General features: G+C 62.9%; 17 protein-coding genes and 1 pseudogene. 15 read left to right on the top strand and 3 right to left on the bottom strand.

The genetic code is table 11. The features are described from left to right. Window positions 1–5: 5 nt before the first annotated feature. Window positions 6–1,688 (top strand): class II poly(R)-hydroxyalkanoic acid synthase, encoded by a 1,683-nt coding sequence (phaC, locus tag APH27_RS09660; RefSeq protein ID WP_060484671.1) that lies wholly within the window; start codon window positions 6–8, stop codon window positions 1,686–1,688. A 13-nt stretch (window positions 1,689–1,701) separates the two neighbouring features. Next, on the top strand, window positions 1,702–2,316 hold the full coding sequence (locus tag APH27_RS09655) for a TetR/AcrR family transcriptional regulator (RefSeq protein WP_060484670.1): 615 nt from the start codon (window positions 1,702–1,704) through the stop codon (window positions 2,314–2,316). Between the two features lie 131 nt (window positions 2,317–2,447). Here the strand turns inward: APH27_RS09655 and APH27_RS09650 are convergent, their stop codons facing one another. Together APH27_RS09650 and APH27_RS09645 are read right to left on the bottom strand one after the other, a co-directional pair. Further along, entirely contained in the window at window positions 2,448–3,230 is a 783-nt protein-coding gene (locus APH27_RS09650) for a phasin family protein (protein ID WP_060484669.1), read from the bottom strand. 10 nt (window positions 3,231–3,240) lie between these two features. Further along, window positions 3,241–3,660: a phasin family protein gene (locus APH27_RS09645; protein ID WP_027920644.1), complete on the bottom strand. Its 420-nt coding sequence runs from the start codon at window positions 3,658–3,660 to the stop codon at window positions 3,241–3,243. A 181-nt stretch (window positions 3,661–3,841) separates the two neighbouring features. Between APH27_RS09645 and APH27_RS09640 the strand changes: the two genes are divergently transcribed. Continuing rightward, complete coding sequence (locus APH27_RS09640) at window positions 3,842–8,536, top strand: DUF6543 domain-containing protein (RefSeq protein WP_256250572.1); 4,695 nt, start codon at window positions 3,842–3,844, stop codon at window positions 8,534–8,536. Window positions 8,537–8,556: 20 nt separating this feature from the next. Here APH27_RS09640 and APH27_RS09635 read toward each other — a convergent pair whose 3' ends face one another. Further along, window positions 8,557–8,832, bottom strand: a complete 276-nt coding sequence (locus APH27_RS09635; protein ID WP_027920642.1) for a polyhydroxyalkanoic acid system family protein — start codon at window positions 8,830–8,832, stop codon at window positions 8,557–8,559. 124 nt (window positions 8,833–8,956) lie between these two features. Here APH27_RS09635 and ubiE point away from each other — a divergent pair, with 124 nt between their 5' ends. The 12 genes and pseudogenes from ubiE to APH27_RS27125 all read left to right on the top strand — a co-directional run bounded on the left by ubiE (window position 8,957) and on the right by APH27_RS27125 (window position 19,142). Beyond that, the gene (ubiE, locus tag APH27_RS09630; protein ID WP_060484668.1) at window positions 8,957–9,727 is read left to right on the top strand and encodes a bifunctional demethylmenaquinone methyltransferase/2-methoxy-6-polyprenyl-1,4-benzoquinol methylase UbiE; all 771 of its coding nucleotides are present in this window, start codon (window positions 8,957–8,959) and stop codon (window positions 9,725–9,727) included. Then, window positions 9,727–10,350 (top strand): SCP2 domain-containing protein, encoded by a 624-nt coding sequence (locus APH27_RS09625; RefSeq protein ID WP_027920640.1) that lies wholly within the window; start codon window positions 9,727–9,729, stop codon window positions 10,348–10,350. The genes ubiE and APH27_RS09625 overlap by 1 nt, the downstream gene beginning before the upstream one ends. Beyond that, window positions 10,347–11,969 (top strand): ubiquinone biosynthesis regulatory protein kinase UbiB, encoded by a 1,623-nt coding sequence (ubiB, locus tag APH27_RS09620; protein WP_060484667.1) that lies wholly within the window; start codon window positions 10,347–10,349, stop codon window positions 11,967–11,969. Before APH27_RS09625 ends, ubiB begins: the two co-directional genes overlap by 4 nt. A 71-nt stretch (window positions 11,970–12,040) precedes the next feature. Next, a complete protein-coding gene (gene hisI, locus APH27_RS09615) occupies window positions 12,041–12,433 on the top strand; it encodes a phosphoribosyl-AMP cyclohydrolase (protein WP_023378315.1) in 393 nt (130 codons plus the stop codon). 1 nt (window position 12,434) lies between these two features. Continuing rightward, window positions 12,435–12,770 carry a phosphoribosyl-ATP diphosphatase gene (locus APH27_RS09610; protein ID WP_060484666.1) on the top strand — a complete coding sequence of 112 codons (336 nt, stop codon included), beginning with the start codon at window positions 12,435–12,437 and terminating at the stop codon, window positions 12,768–12,770. 153 nt (window positions 12,771–12,923) lie between these two features. Beyond that, window positions 12,924–13,196, top strand: coding sequence for a twin-arginine translocase TatA/TatE family subunit (locus APH27_RS09605; protein ID WP_027920637.1), 273 nt, complete (start codon window positions 12,924–12,926; stop codon window positions 13,194–13,196). Between the two features lie 3 nt (window positions 13,197–13,199). Continuing rightward, window positions 13,200–13,559, top strand: a complete 360-nt coding sequence (gene tatB, locus APH27_RS09600; RefSeq protein WP_060484665.1) for a Sec-independent protein translocase protein TatB — start codon at window positions 13,200–13,202, stop codon at window positions 13,557–13,559. Next, a complete protein-coding gene (gene tatC, locus APH27_RS09595) occupies window positions 13,556–14,347 on the top strand; it encodes a twin-arginine translocase subunit TatC (RefSeq protein ID WP_027920635.1) in 792 nt (263 codons plus the stop codon). The genes tatB and tatC overlap by 4 nt, the downstream gene beginning before the upstream one ends. Further along, window positions 14,344–15,051: a 16S rRNA (uracil(1498)-N(3))-methyltransferase gene (locus APH27_RS09590; protein ID WP_027920634.1), complete on the top strand. Its 708-nt coding sequence runs from the start codon at window positions 14,344–14,346 to the stop codon at window positions 15,049–15,051. Before tatC ends, APH27_RS09590 begins: the two co-directional genes overlap by 4 nt. Before the next feature lie 100 nt (window positions 15,052–15,151). Continuing rightward, on the top strand, window positions 15,152–17,068 hold the full coding sequence (locus APH27_RS09585; RefSeq protein ID WP_027920633.1) for a methyl-accepting chemotaxis protein: 1,917 nt from the start codon (window positions 15,152–15,154) through the stop codon (window positions 17,066–17,068). 76 nt (window positions 17,069–17,144) lie between these two features. Further along, a pseudogene (locus APH27_RS27130) lies at window positions 17,145–18,239 on the top strand (methyl-accepting chemotaxis protein); the annotation flags it as partial. A gap of 9 nt (window positions 18,240–18,248) precedes the next feature. Beyond that, complete coding sequence (locus APH27_RS27125) at window positions 18,249–19,142, top strand: methyl-accepting chemotaxis protein (RefSeq protein WP_371262706.1); 894 nt, start codon at window positions 18,249–18,251, stop codon at window positions 19,140–19,142. Window positions 19,143–19,169 lie beyond the last annotated feature (27 nt).

The raw sequence follows: 19,169 nt of genomic DNA, 5'->3' as shown, positions 1-19,169 counted from the left end.
TTGCCATGAAAGAAAAGCCGGCCAAAGGAACGTCAACGCTCCCCGCCACCAGCATGAATGTGCAGAACGCCATCCTTGGCGTGCGCGGTCGCGACCTGATTTCCACCTTGCGCAGCGTAGGCCGCCATGGCTTGCTCAACCCGCTGCACACCGCCCGCCACCTGGTGGCCCTGGGCGGCCAGCTGGGCCGGGTGATGCTCGGCGACACGCCCTATCAGCCGAGCGCGCGTGATGCACGTTTCAGCGATCCTACGTGGAGCCAGAACCCGTTCTACCGGCGCGGCCTGCAGGCCTACCTGGCCTGGCAGAAACAGACCCGCCTGTGGATCGAGGAAAGCCACCTGGACGACGATGACCGGGCCCGTGCGCATTTTCTGTTCAACCTGATCAACGACGCCCTGGCACCGAGCAACTCGCTGCTCAACCCGCTGGCGGTCAAGGAACTGTTCAACACCGGCGGGCAGAGCCTGGTGCGGGGCGTTGCTCACTTGCTCGACGACTTGCGCCACAACGACGGCCTGCCGCGTCAGGTCGATGAGCGCGCCTTCGAAGTCGGCGGCAATCTGGCTGCCACCCCCGGCGCCGTGGTGTTTCGCAACGAACTGCTGGAGCTGATCCAGTACAAGCCGATGAGCGAAAAACAACATGCCCGGCCTGTGCTGGTGGTGCCGCCACAGATCAACAAGTTCTACATCTTCGACATGCAACCGACCAACAGCTTCGTCCAGTACATGCTGAAGAACGGCCTGCAGGTGTTCATGGTCAGCTGGCGCAACCCCGACCCACGCCACCGTGAGTGGGGCCTTTCGAGTTATGTACAGGCGCTGGAAGAAGCGCTCAACGCCTGCCGCAGCATCAGCGGCAACCGCGACCCGAACCTGATGGGGGCCTGCGCCGGCGGGCTGACCATGGCCGCGCTGCAGGGCCACCTGCAAGCCAAGCACCAGCTGCGCCGGATACGTAGCGCCACTTACCTGGTCAGCCTGCTCGACAGCAAGTTCGACAGCCCTGCAAGCCTGTTCGCCGACGAGCAGACCATCGAGGCGGCCAAGCGTCGCTCGTACCAGCGCGGCGTGCTGGACGGCGGCGAGGTGGCACGGATCTTTGCCTGGATGCGGCCCAACGACTTGATCTGGAATTACTGGGTCAACAACTACCTGCTCGGCAAGACCCCGCCGGCCTTCGACATTCTCTACTGGAACGCCGACAGCACACGCCTGCCAGCCGCCCTGCATGGCGACCTGCTGGACTTCTTCAAGGTCAACCCGCTGACCCACCCCGCAGGCCTGGAGGTGTGCGGCACACCGATCGATCTCAAGCAGGTCGACCTCGACAGCTTCACCGTGGCTGGCAGCAACGATCACATCACGCCATGGGACGCGGTCTATCGCTCGGCCTTGCTGCTCGGTGGCGACCGGCAGTTCGTGCTGGCCAACAGCGGGCACATCCAGAGCATCATCAACCCACCCGGCAACCCCAAGGCGTATTACCTGGAGAACCCCAAGCTCTCGAGCGACCCACGCGCCTGGTTCCATGACGCACAGCGCCGCGACGGCAGCTGGTGGCCGCTGTGGCTGGAGTGGATCACGCCACGTTCCGGCCCGCTCAAGGCACCACGCACGGAGCTGGGCAACGCGACCTATCCACCGCTGGACCCTGCGCCAGGCACCTATGTCCTGACCCGATGAGCAAGCCGACTGGATGAAGACCCGCGACCGTATCCTTGAATGCGCCCTGCAGCTGTTCAACTCACAGGGCGAACCGAATGTATCGACACTGGAGATCGCCAACGAACTGGGCATCAGCCCGGGCAACCTGTACTACCACTTCCATGGCAAGGAACCCTTGATTCATGGGCTGTTCGACCGCTTCGAGGAAGCGCTGATGCCGTTGCTCGACCCACCCCTGGAGGTGCGCCTGGAGGCCGAGGATTACTGGCTGTTCCTGCACCTGATCGTCGAGCGCATGGCGCAGTACCGTTTTCTGTTCCAGGACCTGTCCAACCTGACCGGGCGCCTGCCCAAGCTGGCACGGGGCATGCGCAGCCTGATCAATGCGCTCAAGCGTACGCTGGCGGCACTGCTGGCCAGCCTCAAGGGCCAGGGGCAAGTGGTCAGTGAGACGCAAGCGTTGGGGCAACTGGTGGAACAGATCACCCTGACCTTGATGTTCTCGCTGGACTACCAGCGGGTGCTGGGGCGCGAGGGCGATGTGGGGATCGTGGTGTATCAGGTGATGATGCTGGTGGCGCCGCATCTGCAGGAGCAGGCACGGGCGGCGGCCGAGGAGTTAGCGGTGCGGTATCTGGAGGGGTAAGCCAGTAGGAGATGTATTGCTGCACCGCCGCCTTCGCGGGTAAACCCGCTCCTACAAGGGACAGCGCTGATGCTTGATCCGGCGCTATATCTGTGGGAGCGGGTTTACCCGCGAAGGGCGTTACACCGCTATCAGAGCAGAGACCCGGTGCTGGCCGGAGCCGAAGGCGGGTTGCTGGCCGGGGCCGCAGTAGGCGCCGGTGCTGCGGTAGCGGCCGGAGCGGCACTGGCCACCGGTGCTGCCGGCTTGGCGGCCGCTGGTTTGGCCGGGGCCTTCTTCACTGCTGGCTTCTTCGCTGCGGCAGGCTTGGCTGCAACAGGCTTGGCAGCCGGTTTTGCCGCTGCCTTGGCCGCTGGTTTGGCCGCTGGTTTGGCAGCAGGCTTGGCCGCTGCAGTTTTAGCTGCAGGTTTAGCCGCCGCCGTTTTAGCTGCTGGCTTGGCCAATGGCTTGGCCGCTGCCTTGCTCGCCGCCGGCTTGGCCGCTGCGGAACGCGAGGAGATCGGGGTGACCGAGGCGCCGGTCAGCTTCTCGATCTGCTTGGTCAAGCTGTCGACCTGCTGGTGCAGGGCCTTGATCTCGTTGCGGCTCGGTACGCCCAGACGCGAGATGGCGCTGTTCAGGCGCTTGTCGAAGGCCTCTTCGAGTTCGCTCCACTTGCCCAGTGCACGGTCCTTCACGCCAGACACACGCGACGTGGTCGAGGACTTGGCGCTTTCTGCCACGTCTTCAGCGGTTTTCTTGGCTTGCTTCTCGGCCTTCTCGCCATCCTTCACCAGCGAGTCGAACAGCTTCGGCCCGTCCTGGTCGACCTTCGAATAGATACCCAGCCCCGCCAGCCAGATCTTACGGGAGTACTTCTCGATCCCGCCGATCCAGGAGCTGCCTTCTTTGTCGGAATTCTTCTTGCCAGCCATCCTGCTCTCCTTATGGTTTGTGCGCGACGCGCTCGAGCAGCTCATGCAGCTGTTCAAGCTTGATGGACAACGCCTCAACGTCATGTTTAGACGGAATGCCAAGGCGATTCAAGGCGCGACCTACCCGTGCGTCGAAAGCTTTTTCGATCTTGTCGAGTTGAATTTCGACCTTGCCACGTACGCGACTGACTTCTTGGGTCGCTTCGTCGATCTGGTTGTTGGCGGCATCCAGCTCTTTGTCGATGCGCTTCTTGCCCCGTTTCTCGACACCTTCACCGGCCTTCACCAGTTCCTGAAAGTAGTCGGAACCTTCCTGACCGACCCGCGCATAAGCGCCGATGCCCGCCAGCCAGATCTTGCGCGCGTAGCCGCGCACCTCGCCCAAGGTGCTCTGGGCTTCGTCTTTCTTCTTCACATTCACTTTGGCCATGTTCTGTACCTCATGCTCATGAGTGGAGGGAGGAACCGCCCATGGAGGTTGGGCTTGTGCACAAGGTAGGGAAGAAAATTAGAAACCTCACCCTAAGGTGTTGCTTGCCCTATTCATCTACCGCGGGCAGCGCGCACCGACACGCTAGCGTCGTCACCTCCACTTGACCGGAGCCGATGCCATGACCGAAACCCCCACCGCCCGCGAAGAAACGTTCAAGCAAAAGGTCGCAGCCTGTTTCGCAGAACGCCCGAAGCTGCGCGATGTTCTGTCCCACGAAGGGTTCAAGGTGCTCATCGACCATTACCCATGGATAAGCAGTAACCACCCTCAGCTGACATCGCTCGATGACTTCGTCATCCTCCCCTCTCTGGACGGTGTTACTGCGCAGCGTGCGCTGCTGGATGTGCTGCTGGATCACCTCCTCGCAGGCAGCCGCCTTCAGTTGACCGCCGCGGACCTGCCAAGCATCGCCCCACCTCGGGTTTTTCACGCACAGGAGCAAGGTACGGACAAGGCCAGACATCCCGAGATCACCTTGGACCTGGCCAGGCTCAACGATGGCCTGGAGAGCCTGCTGGGTGCATGGCTGGAGCAGTTCCAGCACGCCCAGATCGGTTTCTGGAACGGCCTCGACGAAGCCAGCCAAGTCAGTCGCATGCGCTGGCTTGAGCACACCATCCAGGCCGCACTGCTCTGCAATCTGCAAAATCAGGGGCTGGACGCAGCTGGCAGGGCCACCCTGTACGCCCTGCTCGCCGATATTCCCGAAGGCATTTCCATCTGTACGGTGAATGTGAATCTGACGACAGCGGGCAACAACTTGCCTGTGACCCTGCCGGATCTGCTGCTGTCCACGACCCAAGGTCCGCAAGGACGGGTCCTGTGGTGCAAGCCAGGTGGCAAGGTTCGCAGCTTTACCAACCTGCCGGCCTTTACCCGCGCACTCAAGGAAGAACTGGCGCAGCGCTATCAGTTCGATGGACTGACGTGGGGCCAGACTGCTGTTGTGGGAAACCCATTTGCCTTCCAGGCCAGGCAGCTGCTCAACACGCTGCTCGACAACATCAGGCGTTTGCGTCTTGGGCACCTGACCTCGATCAGCGACCTGCAAAACCAGCTACACCAGCTGACTGACCCAAGCGCGTACTTCCTCAACCAGGCACACGCGGCACAAGGCCTGCCCAGTGTCGGCCTGCCGGCCTGGCTATCCACCGCTGATGCCGGCAGCCGCTACGCCTACCACACGGCATTGCTCGAGCTTGCCGCACGCCAGGGGCAGTCCAAGGGTTCGACATCACTCGGCGATATCGACGACCTCCAGCGCTATGCCAACCGCCGCCTGCGCGAGGAACTGCAAAGCCGCTACCCGACAATCGCGCAGCATGACCCCGACCAGGTACTCATCAGCGTTTCACAGGCCATCATCGGCAGCAGCGTCCAAGGCTCGCAGTCGCTGCACGTGCGAGACGAAAGCCTGACCGACCTGGCCATCTCCCGATTGCACCTGGGCGCTGGCGAAGTGATGACCGGAGTCACCGTTCCCGGCGGCGTAAACTCCGACGCATGGTTGAGCCTCGAACAGATCAGGGCACTGATTCACGAAGTCGACGTCGGCGGCCAGTACCCCCATTACCTGGAGGCTATCGTCGCTGTTGAACCACGCAGGCAAGAGCGGATCCGCCAACACGCCAGGGAATGGCGAGGCAACCTGCTATTCAGTACCCTCAAGGCCAACATCCAGGGGCAGCTGAGCGAACCCGCGAGCAATGCGCTGCTGGCGTTCTGCCAAGGCAGTAATGATGCCCAGCCACTGCATATCGCCCCCCTGGCTTTTCTGTGTGCCCCCGGCACTTCGGTCAGTGACAAAGCCCACGGCATGTTCTTGATCAAGCTTCCCGCCAGCCATGGCTGGGTGCTGTACCGACCGTTCTATGCCGACCAGAATCTGCTGCAGTTCACCGATCTCGATCAGATGATGGTCGCCATCCGCCGCGACGGTGAGTTACAGCAAAGCACCCTGGAATGGCTGAATGACGACGTACGCGAGGTCTACGCGAACGGCGGCTTCACTCACCCCCACCTGCACCCGAGGCTGGAAGCGCTGGCCGGCCTGCTGGGCGGTGAAAGCCTGGTGGTGGACAAGCTCATCGAGCAACTCAGGCAACCGGTCGCAGCCCAATTCGCCCCTTGGTCGACCGACCTGGACACCCACCTGTTCGAAGCCAGAATCGAAGCTATGCGCCTGGCCGCGTTGCGCAGCAGCCTGTCCAACGCGCAAGAGAAATCGGCATTGGTCAGCCAGGTTGCAGGGTCACTCTTCAACACCGTCAGCCTGCTTTGGCACGGCCCCCTGGCCAGCCTGACGTGGCTGATACTGGCGCTCTCGGCCGCCAAGGATGACCTGTCGGCGCTGGCCAACGGGACCGACGAAGCACGGATTGTGGCAGCGACCGACCTTCTGACCGACCTGGCCATGCTCCTGGCCCACCGCAATGCGCCCACTGTCACCGATCACCCGTCGGCGCCGCCACTTCGCTTCGTCGAACCGTCCGAACCGGAAATTACCAGCGAAGAAACGCCGGCGCAGGAACAAAGCCCCGCACCCGTGCGGCTTTACAGCTGGCACGACAACCAGCGCGTGGGCAACCTGTCACCGTCAGCTCGACAAGCGCTGATCGGGCTTCAGGCCAGTCGCTCGCTGGAGGGGCTGACGCCCCTATCCAGGGGACGCCTGCGTGGTCTGTATGAAATCGCCGGCCGCCATTTCGTGAAGCTGCAAGGGGCGTCATACGAGGTACAGGAGACCTGGGGCGGCATACAGATTGTCGGCCCCGAGCAAAGCAATGACGAGTGGGTTTCACAATGGCAGGGCGCGCCCGACAACTATCACATCGTTGGCCGTGAACGCAGCCGAGGCCCTTGGCTGGCACGCTGGAATGGCGAGTGGGCAATCAACCTGAAGCTCGCTGGAGGCATGCCCAGGACCAGCAAGTCAATCAATGCTGAAAACCAACAGCGTTATAACCAACTGCGCGAAACCGCTTCGCGCAATATCGAAGAGCTAGCGAAGCTGAAGCCCTTGATGGAGCGCAACCGCCAGCGACTCACCGACTATGATGATCTTGCCACGGACTACAGCCTGGCGCTCCTGGCCCTGCCGGCGCAAGCACGTACAAACCCGCCAGCGGCACTGTTGTTGCAAAAACAGGAGCTGCTGGCCCGACGCAGGCAACTTGTCACCGAGCTCCGGGCTTCGGCCCTCTTCCTGGAGAAGCAGGGCGCAGTGCTGGAAGCAAACGTGCGCACCTACATGGAACTGACTGAACCACGCTTCCTCCGGCTCGACGCCACCGGCACCAACGCCAGGCGGTACAGCACGTGGCTCGAGGCCGCCATCGAAAACGACATCGTGTTGTGCCGCCGCCTGCTGGAACAGGTCGACCATGAACAACTGGTCGCGCAGGCCAATAAGCTGCACCGATTGCCGCAGGGTGCCGAGCAGCTACAACGCTATGTCGACTATCGAACCTGCGTGCAAAATTCACTCCAGGCCACGCGCCGACTGCTCGTGGTCAGCCAGCGGCTGGACCGGGCCATACCGGAAGCACTGGAAAACCCCAAGGTCGACTATGCGGACAAAGCCGGCAAACTCGACCGGGTCATCAAGCAGCGTACCTACTCGACGCTGGTAATACGTGCGCAGCTACTCAGCGACCTGGCCTACCTGACCGTGGACAAGACAGTGCTGACGCCTGAAGCGGCCGACAACCTGCTGCCATTGCGGGAGGTACTCAGCAACAACGAATTGAGCCGTACGATCTGGAGCCACGATGGCCTGGCCATGGCCGAGGTATCTCCCGAGGACAAGACCGAGGTGCTGGACGACATCTTGCGCAGGTATCGCGCGATCCTCGACAAGGCCCACTACATGCAATCTTTCAGCGCTCCGGCGCTGGACCGGACAATCCTGGATGAGTACATCACCGAGTTGAACACATTGGTCAACACGACCGAGGCGCAACTGAGCACTGCGCTGGCCGACCTTGATAAAGGTATCCTGCCACCGCCGCCACGGGCACTGCACCGTGCCACGCCAGGCAGGCGTACGGTGATCCGGGTAGGGCGCCGCCCGGCGCTGGTGGAGGCACAAGGCGACCACGCGGTCCAACGCAACCCGATCAACCAGCAACCGGCGGGCAATTACGAACGCAGCGGTAACGAATGGCACGAACAGACCACCCGACCGCGTGCCGCCGAGCCCGACTTGGCACAGCTTCGCCAGGATGCCAGGCAGCTGTTGGCGCAGGTCGATGAGAAAATCGCCTTCGCGGCACGCTATGCAGACCAGCCCAATAGCCTGAATGACTTCCTGGACTGGCCGATCAACGACATGGAGGAGTTGTCACAGCGATTGGCCAGCATCGACAGCGACCTGGTCAGCCAGCTGCGCCAGGCGGTGGCAAGGGTCGGCGAACGGAAGCAGCAACTGCTCACCAACGCCTACCTGAACACCCGACATCCAGACAGCACCGCCTTGCGCTATCTGCTGGAGCAGCGGCGAGTCTCGATTGCACCGAGCGTCATCCGCAGGCCGCTTCGCCACGCCAACGACTACCTCGATGTGTATGAGATCAGGGACACACAAGCACCGCGTGCAGTGCTGTGGGAAGCACACTTCCACTACCGTAGCCCGGATGCCAAAGCCCATGACTTCGTCAAAGGGCACCTCAAATTCCGGGCCCCCCGTGAAAAAGGCCGAGACGCCAGCCTGGAACTGGCGCCCAACGCCAAGGAACGTATCGCCATCTACCGGGGCGACCTGCGCCTGGCCCAGATCGCAGACATCATTCCGTTCCCGCCTGCATCACGGTAGACGCCAAATGGCGGCAACCCTCACGCCAGCGCCTTGTCCAGCGCCCGCTCGATCTCGCTCTTGATGGTGCCGCCCATCATGGACAGCATCATGCCGAGTTTCAGTTCGACGCGGATGCTGTCCTCGCCAATGTGCACGCTGCCGTTGGCGCCGCTGCGTGCCACATCGACCCGGTCACCGTTCCAGGTGGCCTTGAGGTCGTATTCGCGGCTGAGCTTGTCGACCAGCGCTTCGGCCTTGGCGCGGGCGGCATCGCGGCCGAGGGAGTGTTTGCGTTCGACGCTGATCTGGGTCATGCGGGTGTTCCTGGGTATGTAGACATAATCTGCATTATGCCCGCCCCTGCCCCAAGGCACACCCCGCCAAGACAAATCCGCCCGTTCGCCCTAGAATGGCGGTAATTTTTTCCGGTGAAGCGATATGAACGACCAGCGCAAAGGCGACCACGCCGAACCCACCACCCATTTCGGCTACCAGGACGTCCCTGAAAGCCAGAAGGCGAAGAAAGTCGCCGAAGTGTTCCACTCTGTGGCCGCCAAGTACGACCTGATGAACGACGTGCTCTCCGGCGGCATGCACCGCCTGTGGAAGCGGTTCACCATCGAGCTGTCGGGCGTGCGCGCCGGCAACCGCGTGCTGGACATCGCTGGCGGCACTGGCGACCTCGCCGCCAAGTTCTCGCGCCTGGTCGGCCCGACGGGCCAGGTGGTGCTCGCCGACATCAACGATTCGATGCTCAAGGTCGGCCGTGACCGCCTGCTCGACCGCGGCGTGGCTGGCAACATCGAGTTCGTCCAGGCCGACGCCGAAAAGCTGCCGTTCCCGGACAACCACTTCGACTGCGTGACCATCGCCTTCGGCCTGCGCAACGTCACCCACAAGGACCAAGCCATCCGCTCGATGCTGCGCGTGCTCAAGCCGGGCGGGCGCCTGTTGATCCTGGAGTTCTCCAAACCGACCAACAAGCTGATGTCCAAGGCCTACGATGCCTACTCGTTCGCCTTTATGCCGCTGGCCGGCAAGCTGATCACCAATGACGCCGAGAGCTACCGTTACCTCGCCGAGTCGATCCGCATGCACCCCGACCAGGAAACCCTGAAAAGCATGATGGTCGAGGCCGGTTTCGACCGCGTCACCTACCACAACATGACCAGCGGTATCGTTGCCGTGCACCGGGGAATCAAGCCCTGATGCTGCTGGCCGGGCTGCTCGCCAGTGTCGAACATGGCCTGAACCGCGTCCTGCGCATGGACAGCACGGCTCTGCCGCGCCTGGCCGCGCTTGAGGGCAAGGTCATCGAGATCGACTGCCGCCAACCGGCCCTGCAGGTGTTCATCCTGCCCGATGAAGAAGGCCTGATGCTTGCCGCCCACTGGGAGGGCGAGGTCGACTGCAGCCTGCGCGCCCCAGCCGGCAGCCTGGTGCAACTGGCCGTGGCCAGGGACAAGACTGCCGTGTTGCACAGCCCGCAGGTCGAACTGCATGGTGACAGCGCCGTGCTGCTCGACCTGTTCGGCGTGCTGCAGGACCTGGAGCTGGACTGGGAACACGAACTGCAGCGCTGGCTTGGCCCGGTCGCCACGGCAATGCTCGCCGGCCACATCCGCTTGCGCGCACGCTGGACCCGCCAAGGCCTGGCACGGTTCAGCCAGAACCTGTCGGAATACCTGGCCGAGGAATCACGCACCCTGGTGGGCCAGCGTGAAGCCGAAGCCGCTTTCAGCCAGCTCGACACCCTCAAGCTCGACATCGAACGCCTCGAGGCGCGCCTGCTGCGCCTCTCCCGATCCCTTGATACCAGCGATAACGCATGAAGCTGCTCGCCGTCCGCCGTCTTTTTCGCATCCAGCGCGTGGTAATCCGCTACCGTCTCGATGACCTGTTGTTCGATCAGCCCCTGCTGCCCTGGTGGCTGGCCAGCCTGCGCCTGCTGATGCCATGGCGCTGGCTGCCGCGCAAACCCTCCGAACTCAGCCGTGGTGCACGCCTGCGCCTGGCGCTGCAGGACCTGGGGCCGATCTTCATCAAGTTCGGCCAGTTGCTGTCCACGCGCCGCGACCTGCTGCCCACCGACATCGCCGACGAGCTAATGCTGCTGCAGGACCGCGTACCGCCGTTCGACCCGAAACAAGCCGTGGCGATGATCGAAGATCAGCTCGGCGCCAAGGTTGGCGAAGTGTTCAGCCGCTTCGACGTCGAGCCGCTGGCCTCGGCCTCGGTGGCCCAGGTGCATGCCGCCCGCCTCAAAAGCGGCGAAGAGGTCGTGGTCAAGGTGGTACGCCCGGGCCTGAAGCCGGTCATCGCCCAGGACCTGGCCTGGCTGTTCCTCATCGCCAAGGCCGCCGAGCGCGCCTCGGCCGACGCTCGCCGCCTGCACCCTGTGGAAATCGTCGGCGACTACGAAAAGACCATCTACGACGAGCTCGACCTGCTGCGCGAGGCGGCCAACGCCAGCCAGCTGCGGCGTAATTTCGAAGGTTCCGAGCTGATGTACGTGCCCCAGGTGTACTGGGACCTGTGCCGGCCGAAAGTGCTGGTAATGGAGCGGATCTACGGCGTGCCGGTGACCGACATGGCGACCTTGGCCGACCAGCGTACCGACATGAAGATGCTGGCCGAGCGTGGTGTCGAGGTGTTCTTTACCCAGGTGTTCCGCGACAGCTTCTTCCACGCCGACATGCACCCGGGCAACATCTTCGTCAGCACGGTCAAGCCGTGGAGCCCGCAGTACATCGCCATCGACTGCGGCATCGTCGGCAGCCTCACTGCCGAGGACCAGGACTACCTGGCGCGCAACCTGATCGCTTTCTTCAAGCGCGACTACCGCCGCGTCGCCCAGTTGCACATCGACTCGGGCTGGGTACCGGCACATACCAAGGTCAATGAGTTCGAAGCGGCAATTCGTACCGTGTGCGAGCCGATCTTCGAAAAACCGTTAAAGGATATTTCCTTCGGCCAGGTGCTGATGCGCCTGTTCCAGACCGCACGGCGCTTCAACATGGAAGTCCAGCCACAGCTGGTACTGCTGCAGAAGACCCTGCTCAACATCGAAGGCCTCGGCCGTCAGCTGTACCCGGACCTGGACCTATGGAGCACCGCCAAGCCGTTCCTGGAACGCTGGATGCGCGAGCGCATGAGCCCCAAGGCCGTGTTCGGCAACATCCATGGGCAGGTCGAGCAGCTGCCGCACCTGGCCGGCATGGCCCGCGACCTGCTTGAGCGCCTGTCGCAGCCGCATCTGAAAGACCCGCACCTGCCGGAACGCCGTCGCCAAGGCGACCGCTGGGCGCTGCGCCTGCTCGGTGCCGGCTTGCTCGGTGGCGGTGCGGTACTGGCCACCGGTGCCGCCGACGCTGCCAGCCTGGCTGCCCCGGCCGCCTGGCCAGCCTGGCTGATGCTGGCTGCAGGCCTTTACCTGATCGTGCGCCAATAGCCAGCCGCGCTGCTGGCTGGCACACTAGCGCAAAGGGCCCGGTACAGGACGGGCCCGCTTTGGAGTCGACGATGAAAGACTGGCTGGACGAGATCAAGTGGAACAGCGATGGCCTGGTACCGGCGATCGCGCAGGACCACAAGACCGGACGCGTGCTGATGATGGCCTGGATGAACCGCGAATCGTTGGCGCTGACTGCCGCCGAACAACGCGCCATCTACTGGTCGCGTTCCCGTGGCAAGCTGTGGCGCAAGGGCGAAGAGTCTGGCCATGTGCAAAAGCTGCATGAAATGCGCCTGGACTGCGATGCCGACGTGATCATCCTGATGGTCGAACAACTGGGCCATATCGCTTGCCATACTGGCCGTGAAAGCTGCTTCTACCGCGTCTACGAAGACGGCCAGTGGAAAACCGTCGACCCGGTTCTGAAAGACCCGCATGCCATCTACAGCGCAGGACACTGACATGAGCGACACCCTAAACCGCCTGGCCGAAGTGCTCGAAGCGCGCAAACACGCAGCGCCCGACAGCTCCTACGTGGCCAGCCTGTACCACAAGGGCCTGAACAAGATCCTCGAAAAGCTCGGCGAAGAGTCGGTGGAGACCATTATCGCGGCCAAAGACGCCGCCGTGAGCAAGGATTGCAGTGATGTCATCTATGAAACCGCAGACTTGTGGTTCCATAGCCTGGTCATGCTCAGCGCGCTGGGCCAGCACCCACAGGCCGTGCTAGATGAACTGGAGCGCCGCTTTGGCTTGTCCGGGCATGATGAGAAGGCCGCACGGCAGCCATCTGCCTGATGTATTTCTGGGGGCGCTGTGCGCTCCTTTCGCCACGCAAGGCTGCTCCCACAAGGGACCGGCGTAACGCGGACCTTGTGGGAGCGGCCGTGTGTCGCGAAAGGGCTGCAAAGCAGCCCCAGAAGGTTCACTGACAATTTTCAGGAGTACGAAATGGGTATTTTTGACTGGAAACACTGGATCGTCCTGCTGGTCGTCGTGGTCCTGGTGTTCGGCACCAAGAAACTGAAGAACTTCGGCAGTGACCTGGGCGAATCGATCAAGGGCTTCCGCAAGGCCATGAACGACGAAGAAAACAAGCCGGCCGAACAGGCCCCTCCGCCAGCCCAGCCTGTCCCCCCCGTGCAGAACACTGCCCAGCAACCACAGGGCCACACCATCGAGGGCCAGGCCCAGCCGGTCCAAGAGCCGCAGCGGAAAGACTGACCCATGTTCGGCATCAGCTTCAGCGAGCTGCTGCTCGTCGGCCTGGTCGCCCTGTTGGTGCTCGGCCCCGAGCGCCTGCCTGGCGCCGCGCGTACCGCGGGGCTGTGGATCGGGCGCCTGAAACGCAGCTTCAATGCAATCAAGAGGGAGGTCGAGCGCGAAATCGGCGCCGACGACATCCGCCGCCAGTTGCATAACGAGCACATCTTGCAGATGGAAGAGGAAGCCAAGCGCATCCTCAACCCGCAGATGCCGCCGGCACAGCCGCCAGTCGCCACGCAGCCTGCCGCTGCGCCAACGCCGGCACCGCCGACCACCACGCCTGAACCGCCCGAACAGCCCCAACCGCCGCGAGCCCCATGAGCGAAAATCCGGAACACGACCAGCCAATGCCGCTGGTCTCGCACCTGACCGAACTGCGTACCCGCCTGCTGCGCTGCGTGGGGGTCATCTTCCTGATCTTTGCCGGGCTGTTTTCCTTCGCCCAGCAGATCTACACCTTGGTGTCGGCGCCGCTGCGCGAGCACTTGCCAGCCAATGCGACGATGATCGCCACCGACGTGGCCTCGCCGTTCCTGACGCCGTTCAAGCTGACCATGATCGTTTCGCTGTTCCTGGCGATCCCGTTCATTCTTCAGCAGATCTGGGGCTTCATCGCGCCAGGCCTGTACCGCCATGAAAAACGCATCGCCATTCCGTTGCTGGTGTCGAGCATCCTGCTGTTCTACGCCGGCATGGCCTTCGCCTATTTCCTGGTGTTCCCACTGATGTTCAAGTTCTTCGCCGCTGCCACCCCGGCAGGCGTGGCGATGATGACCGACATCGCCAATTACCTCGACTTCGTCATGACACTGTTCTTTGCCTTCGGTGTCGCTTTCGAGATCCCGGTGGCTGTGGTGCTGCTGGTGTGGATCGGCGTGGTCGACGTGAAGTACCTGAAAAAGGTCCGTCCGTACGTGATCATCGGCTGCTTCGTGGTCGGCATGATCCTCACCCCGCCGGACATCTTCTCGCAAACCCTGCTCGCAGTGCCGATGTGGCTGCTGTTCGAGATTGGCGTGCTGTGCGGCAGCCTGATCCGCAAGCGCAGCCATGCCGACGACGAAGCCACCAACGACCACAACGACCAGCCGCCAGCGACCCAGCCGTGAACCTGTTACTCCTTGAAGAGGCCGACTTCGTCTCGGCCGACCGCGTCGTCCTCGCTGATCGGCGTTTCACCCACATGCAGGATATTCACCGCGTCGCGGTGGGCGACACCCTGCGCGTGGGCCGCATCAACGGCCTGATGGGCAAGGCCACGGTGCAGCGCCTGGAAAAACACGAAGCCGAACTGGAAGTCACTTTCGACCAGCAGCCGCCGGCCAAGCTGCCGCTGACTCTGGTGCTGGCCGTGCCGCGACCGAAGATGCTGCGTCGGCTGTTCCAGACCGTGGCGACCCTGGGTGTGCCGCGGCTGATCCTGGTCAACAGCTACAAGGTCGAGAAAAGCTTCTGGCAAACGCCTTTTCTCAACCCTGAAACCATTCGCGAGAACCTCATTCTCGGCCTGGAGCAGGCCCGTGACACGGTGCTGCCCGAGGTGATCATCGAGAAGCGCTTCAAACCGTTCGTCGAAGACCGCCTGCCTGCCATCGCCGATGGCACCCTCGGCCTGGTCGGCCACCCGGGCCCCTACCCGGCCTGCCCACGCGCGGTCGAAGGGCCAGTCACCCTGGCGATCGGGCCCGAAGGTGGCTGGATCCCCTACGAAGTGGAGTTGCTCGGCAAGGCTGGCCTGGCACCCGTTCAGCTGGGTGATCGCATTTTGCGTGTGGAAACTGCTGTAACTGCCTTGCTCTCAAGGATTTTCTGACGAGCGGGTCAACTTCTCCCTATCAAGTTTCCCCGGCGCAAGCCGATGGTGTTGGCAACACTACAATAATCAGTGCTGCCACACTGCCGGGGAGTCGAACATGTACCAATGGTTTTCCCAATCGCTGGGCAATGTAAGCGTCAATCGCAAATTGGGGCTGGGCTTTGGCCTGGTGTTGTTACTGACCCTGGCCATCACCTTCACCGGTTGGCAGGGCCTGGACAGCGTCACCGAGCGCGGCGACAAGCTGGGCAACATTTCGGTGATCCACCAGTACACTCAGGAGCTGCGCATCGCCCGCCAGCACTACCAGCGTGACCGCAACGATGCGGCCATCGCAGAGCTGGAAAAGGCCCTGGGCAACCTCGAACGCCAGATCACCTTCATGCTCGGGCAAATCGAGCAACCCACTGACCGCCAGCGCCTGCAACAGCAACAAGCTGCCGTCAGCCAATACCTGCAGGCCTTCAACGACCTCAAGCAAACCGCTCAACGCCGCGACGCCGCTCGCGGCGTACTGGGTGACAGCGCCGACAAGGCCGTCGAGCTGATCAACCGGGTGCAACAGCGCCTGCTGCAGGGCGGCGATATCACCCAGTACCAAAATGCCGTGGAAGTCAGTGCACTGGTGCAACAGGCTCGCTTCCAGGTGCGCGGCTATACCTACAGCGGCAACGCCGAGTACCAGCAGACTGCACTGAAGGCCATCGACCAGGCCCTCACCGAACTCAAGGCACTGCCCGCCAGGTTGCCGGCCGAATACGCTGCCAGCCTTGACGATTCGGCCACAGCACTGGCCGCCTACCGCGACGCCGTAAACCAGTTCGCCACGGCCCAAGGCGCCAGCGAACAGGCGCTGCAACGCATGACCGATCAAGGGTCGGTACTGCTGCAGACCAGCGAGGCGATGACCATTTCGCAGACCGAAGTACGCGATGCCGGTACGCGCCAGGCGAAGATCATGCTCGGCAGTGCTACCGCACTGGCCTTGGTGCTGGGCCTGCTCGCAGCCTGGGCCATCACCCGGCAGATCATCATTCCCCTGCGACAGACCTTGGCTGCCGCCGAGCGCGTGGCCAACGGCGACTTGCGCCAGGACCTGCATTCGACCCGCCGCGACGAACTCGGCCAGCTTCAAGCCAGCATGCAGCGCATGACCCAAGGCCTGCGCGAGCTGATCGGCGGCATAGGCGATGGCGTGACACAGATCGCCAGCGCCGCAGAAGAGCTGTCGGCAGTAACCGAGCAGACCAGCGCCGGGGTCAACAATCAAAAGGTCGAGACCGATCAGGTAGCGACCGCGATGAACGAAATGGCGGCCACCGTGCATGAAGTGGCGCGTAATGCCGAGCAGGCCTCGGAAGCCGCCGCCATGGCCGACCAGCAGGCACGCGAGGGTGATCGCGTGGTCAGCGAGGCGGTCGCGCAAATCGAGCGCCTGGCCGGCGAGGTGGTCAACTCCAGCGAAGCGATGAACCAGCTCAAGGCTGAGAGCGACAAGATCGGCAGTGTGCTCGACGTGATCAAGTCGGTGGCCCAGCAGACCAACTTGCTGGCACTCAATGCCGCCATCGAAGCGGCACGTGCGGGTGAAGCGGGGCGTGGCTTTGCGGTGGTAGCTGACGAGGTACGCAGCCTGGCCCAGCGCACCCAGCAGTCCACAGAAGAAATCGAAGAACTGATCGCCGGCCTGCAAAGCGGCACCCAGCGCGTGGCCAGCGTGATGGACGCCAGCCGTCAGCTGACCGACAGCAGCGTCGAATTGACCCGCCGCGCCGGCAGCTCGCTGGAAACCATCACCCACACGGTTTCGTCGATCCAGGCCATGAATCAGCAGATCGCCACTGCGGCGGAGCAGCAGAGTGCTACTGCCGAAGAGATCAACCGCAGCGTGATGAATGTTCGGGATATTTCCGACCAGACTTCCGCTGCAAGTGAGGAGACAGCCAGCTCCAGCGTCGAGCTGGCTCGGCTGGGTACTCACCTGCAAGGGCTGGTTGGGCGGTTCAGACTTTGATACCTCACTGTCTGCGCTGAATTTTCCTACATAAGTTTCAGGTCAAGTCCTACAGGCCCTCCGCCGATTGGCAGGGATGAGATGCCGGCACTACGCCAGCACCCCATCCCTACCAACTGGACGGAGACCCGCCATGTTCGGCTACCTCAATCACAGGCTCGGCAACATCAGTGTCGGCGCCAAGCTCGCCTTGGGCTTCGCCGTAGTCCTCGCGCTCACTCTGGCCACCACGGTCAGCGGCTGGCGCGCCCTGGACGACGCCATCAGCCGCTCGGAACAACTCAGTGAAATCGGCCAGATCAATGATCTGGTCAAAGACCTGCGCGCCGAGCGCATCACCTATCGAGTACTGGCCGACGACGCCAGCAGGGCGCAGATCGCCGGTATTCTGCAGCAACTGGATGCCCTGCTGACCACCCTTGAGCAGCGCAGCAGCGTCGATGAGTCACGCCAGATGCTGACCCAGAAACTGCAGCTACTGCAGCGCCTGCGCGAGAACTTCGCAGCCCTGCAGCGCACCGTCGAAGAGCGTCGAGCGCTTCGCACAAGCATGCAGGAGCAAGAGCAGAAACTGAACGACGTCATCGACGCCCTGCAGACCCAGACCCTGCTCAAGATGCCTGCTGACAGCCAGGGCGGCGTGCTTGGCCTGATGGAAACCCTGAGCCGCCAGGTCGACACCGCCAACCAGCAGAGCCTGGTGCCAGCCTACACCTTCGTGCCGCTCACGGACTTCGCCAAAGTCGGCGATACCGCCTTGAACTCCGCCGATGCCAGTCTCGGCCAGTTGCTCAAGGGTCTTGCCCCGCTAGGCCTGCCACGCACGCTGACAGAACAGCCAGGCATCGAGCTGGGCAAGTACCGCACCAGCCTTGAGCAGTATCGCCGCACGGCACTGCAAGTCGAACAGCTTCAGAACGATATGGAACAGATGGGCAAGGAGCTCAGGGCGGCCAGCCTGGAACTGGCCGAAAGGAAGGTAGAGCAACGCGACAACGAGGCCATCGCCGCCCGCTCCTTGCTCACCAGCGTGGCACTGCTGGCCCTGGTCGTGGGTATCGTCGCTGGCTGGCTGATCACCCAGCAGATCACTCAACCGCTGCGCCAGACACTGGCATTGGCCGCGCGTATTGCCAAAGGTGACCTGAGCCAGCTCGAGCCAGTGCAGCGCCGCGACGAAATGGGGCAGTTGCAGACCCGCATGGGCGAGATGACCGTGAGCCTGCGCGAGCTGATCGGCGGGATCGACCAAGGGGTCGGCCAGCTTTCCCTGGCCGCCTCGCAGCTGGCAGCCAGCAGTGAGGACACCAAGCTGCGCATCAACCAGCAGCGCGAGGAGACCGACCAGGTAGCCACCGCCATGAACCAGATGAGCGCCACGGTACAAGAGGTTGCGCAGAATGCTGAACACGCCTCGTTGGCGGCGACAAACGCCGACCAGCAGGCGCAACTGGGTGACCAGGTGGTGGCCGAAGCCATCGGCCGCATCGAACAGCTGGCGCGGCAGATGGACGATTGCCTGGGCGCCATGCAGCACCTGGCCAGCGAAAGCCAGCGCATCGGCAGCATCCTCGATGTGATCAAGTCAGTGTCGGAGCAGACCAACCTGCTGGCATTGAACGCGGCCATCGAAGCCGCCAGGGCGGGCGAAGCGGGCCGAGGTTTTGCCGTGGTCGCCGACGAGGTGCGCGGGCTGGCGCAGCGCACCCAGCAGTCCACTGAGGAAATCGAGCAACTGATCAACAGCCTGCACAGCGGCACCGACGAGGTCACCCGCCTGCTCGACGACAGCAAGCAGCTGACCGAACAGAGCGTCGATCTGAGCCGCAGGGCCGGGCAGGCCCTGGCGCAGATTACCGACACGGTTTCGAGCATACAGGGGATGAACCAGCAGATTGCCACGGCCAGCGAGGAACAGAGCGTGGTGGCCGAGCAAATCAACCGAAGTGTGCTGAATGTGCGAGATGTGTCTGATCAGACCAGTGCGGCCAGTGAGCAGACGGCCACTTCGAGTGGGGAGCTGGAGCAGTTGGGGCGGCAACTACGGGGGATGGTGGGACGGTTCAGCCTTTAAGACCGAGCCGTCCTCTTCGCGGGTAAA

The organism is Pseudomonas sp. NBRC 111123 (genome assembly GCF_001320205.1).
In the GTDB taxonomy this organism is placed as follows: Bacteria; Pseudomonadota; Gammaproteobacteria; order Pseudomonadales; family Pseudomonadaceae; genus Aquipseudomonas; species Aquipseudomonas putida_J.
Note: the sequence above shows the minus strand (reverse complement) of the source record. Positions and strands in the feature narration are given on the sequence as shown.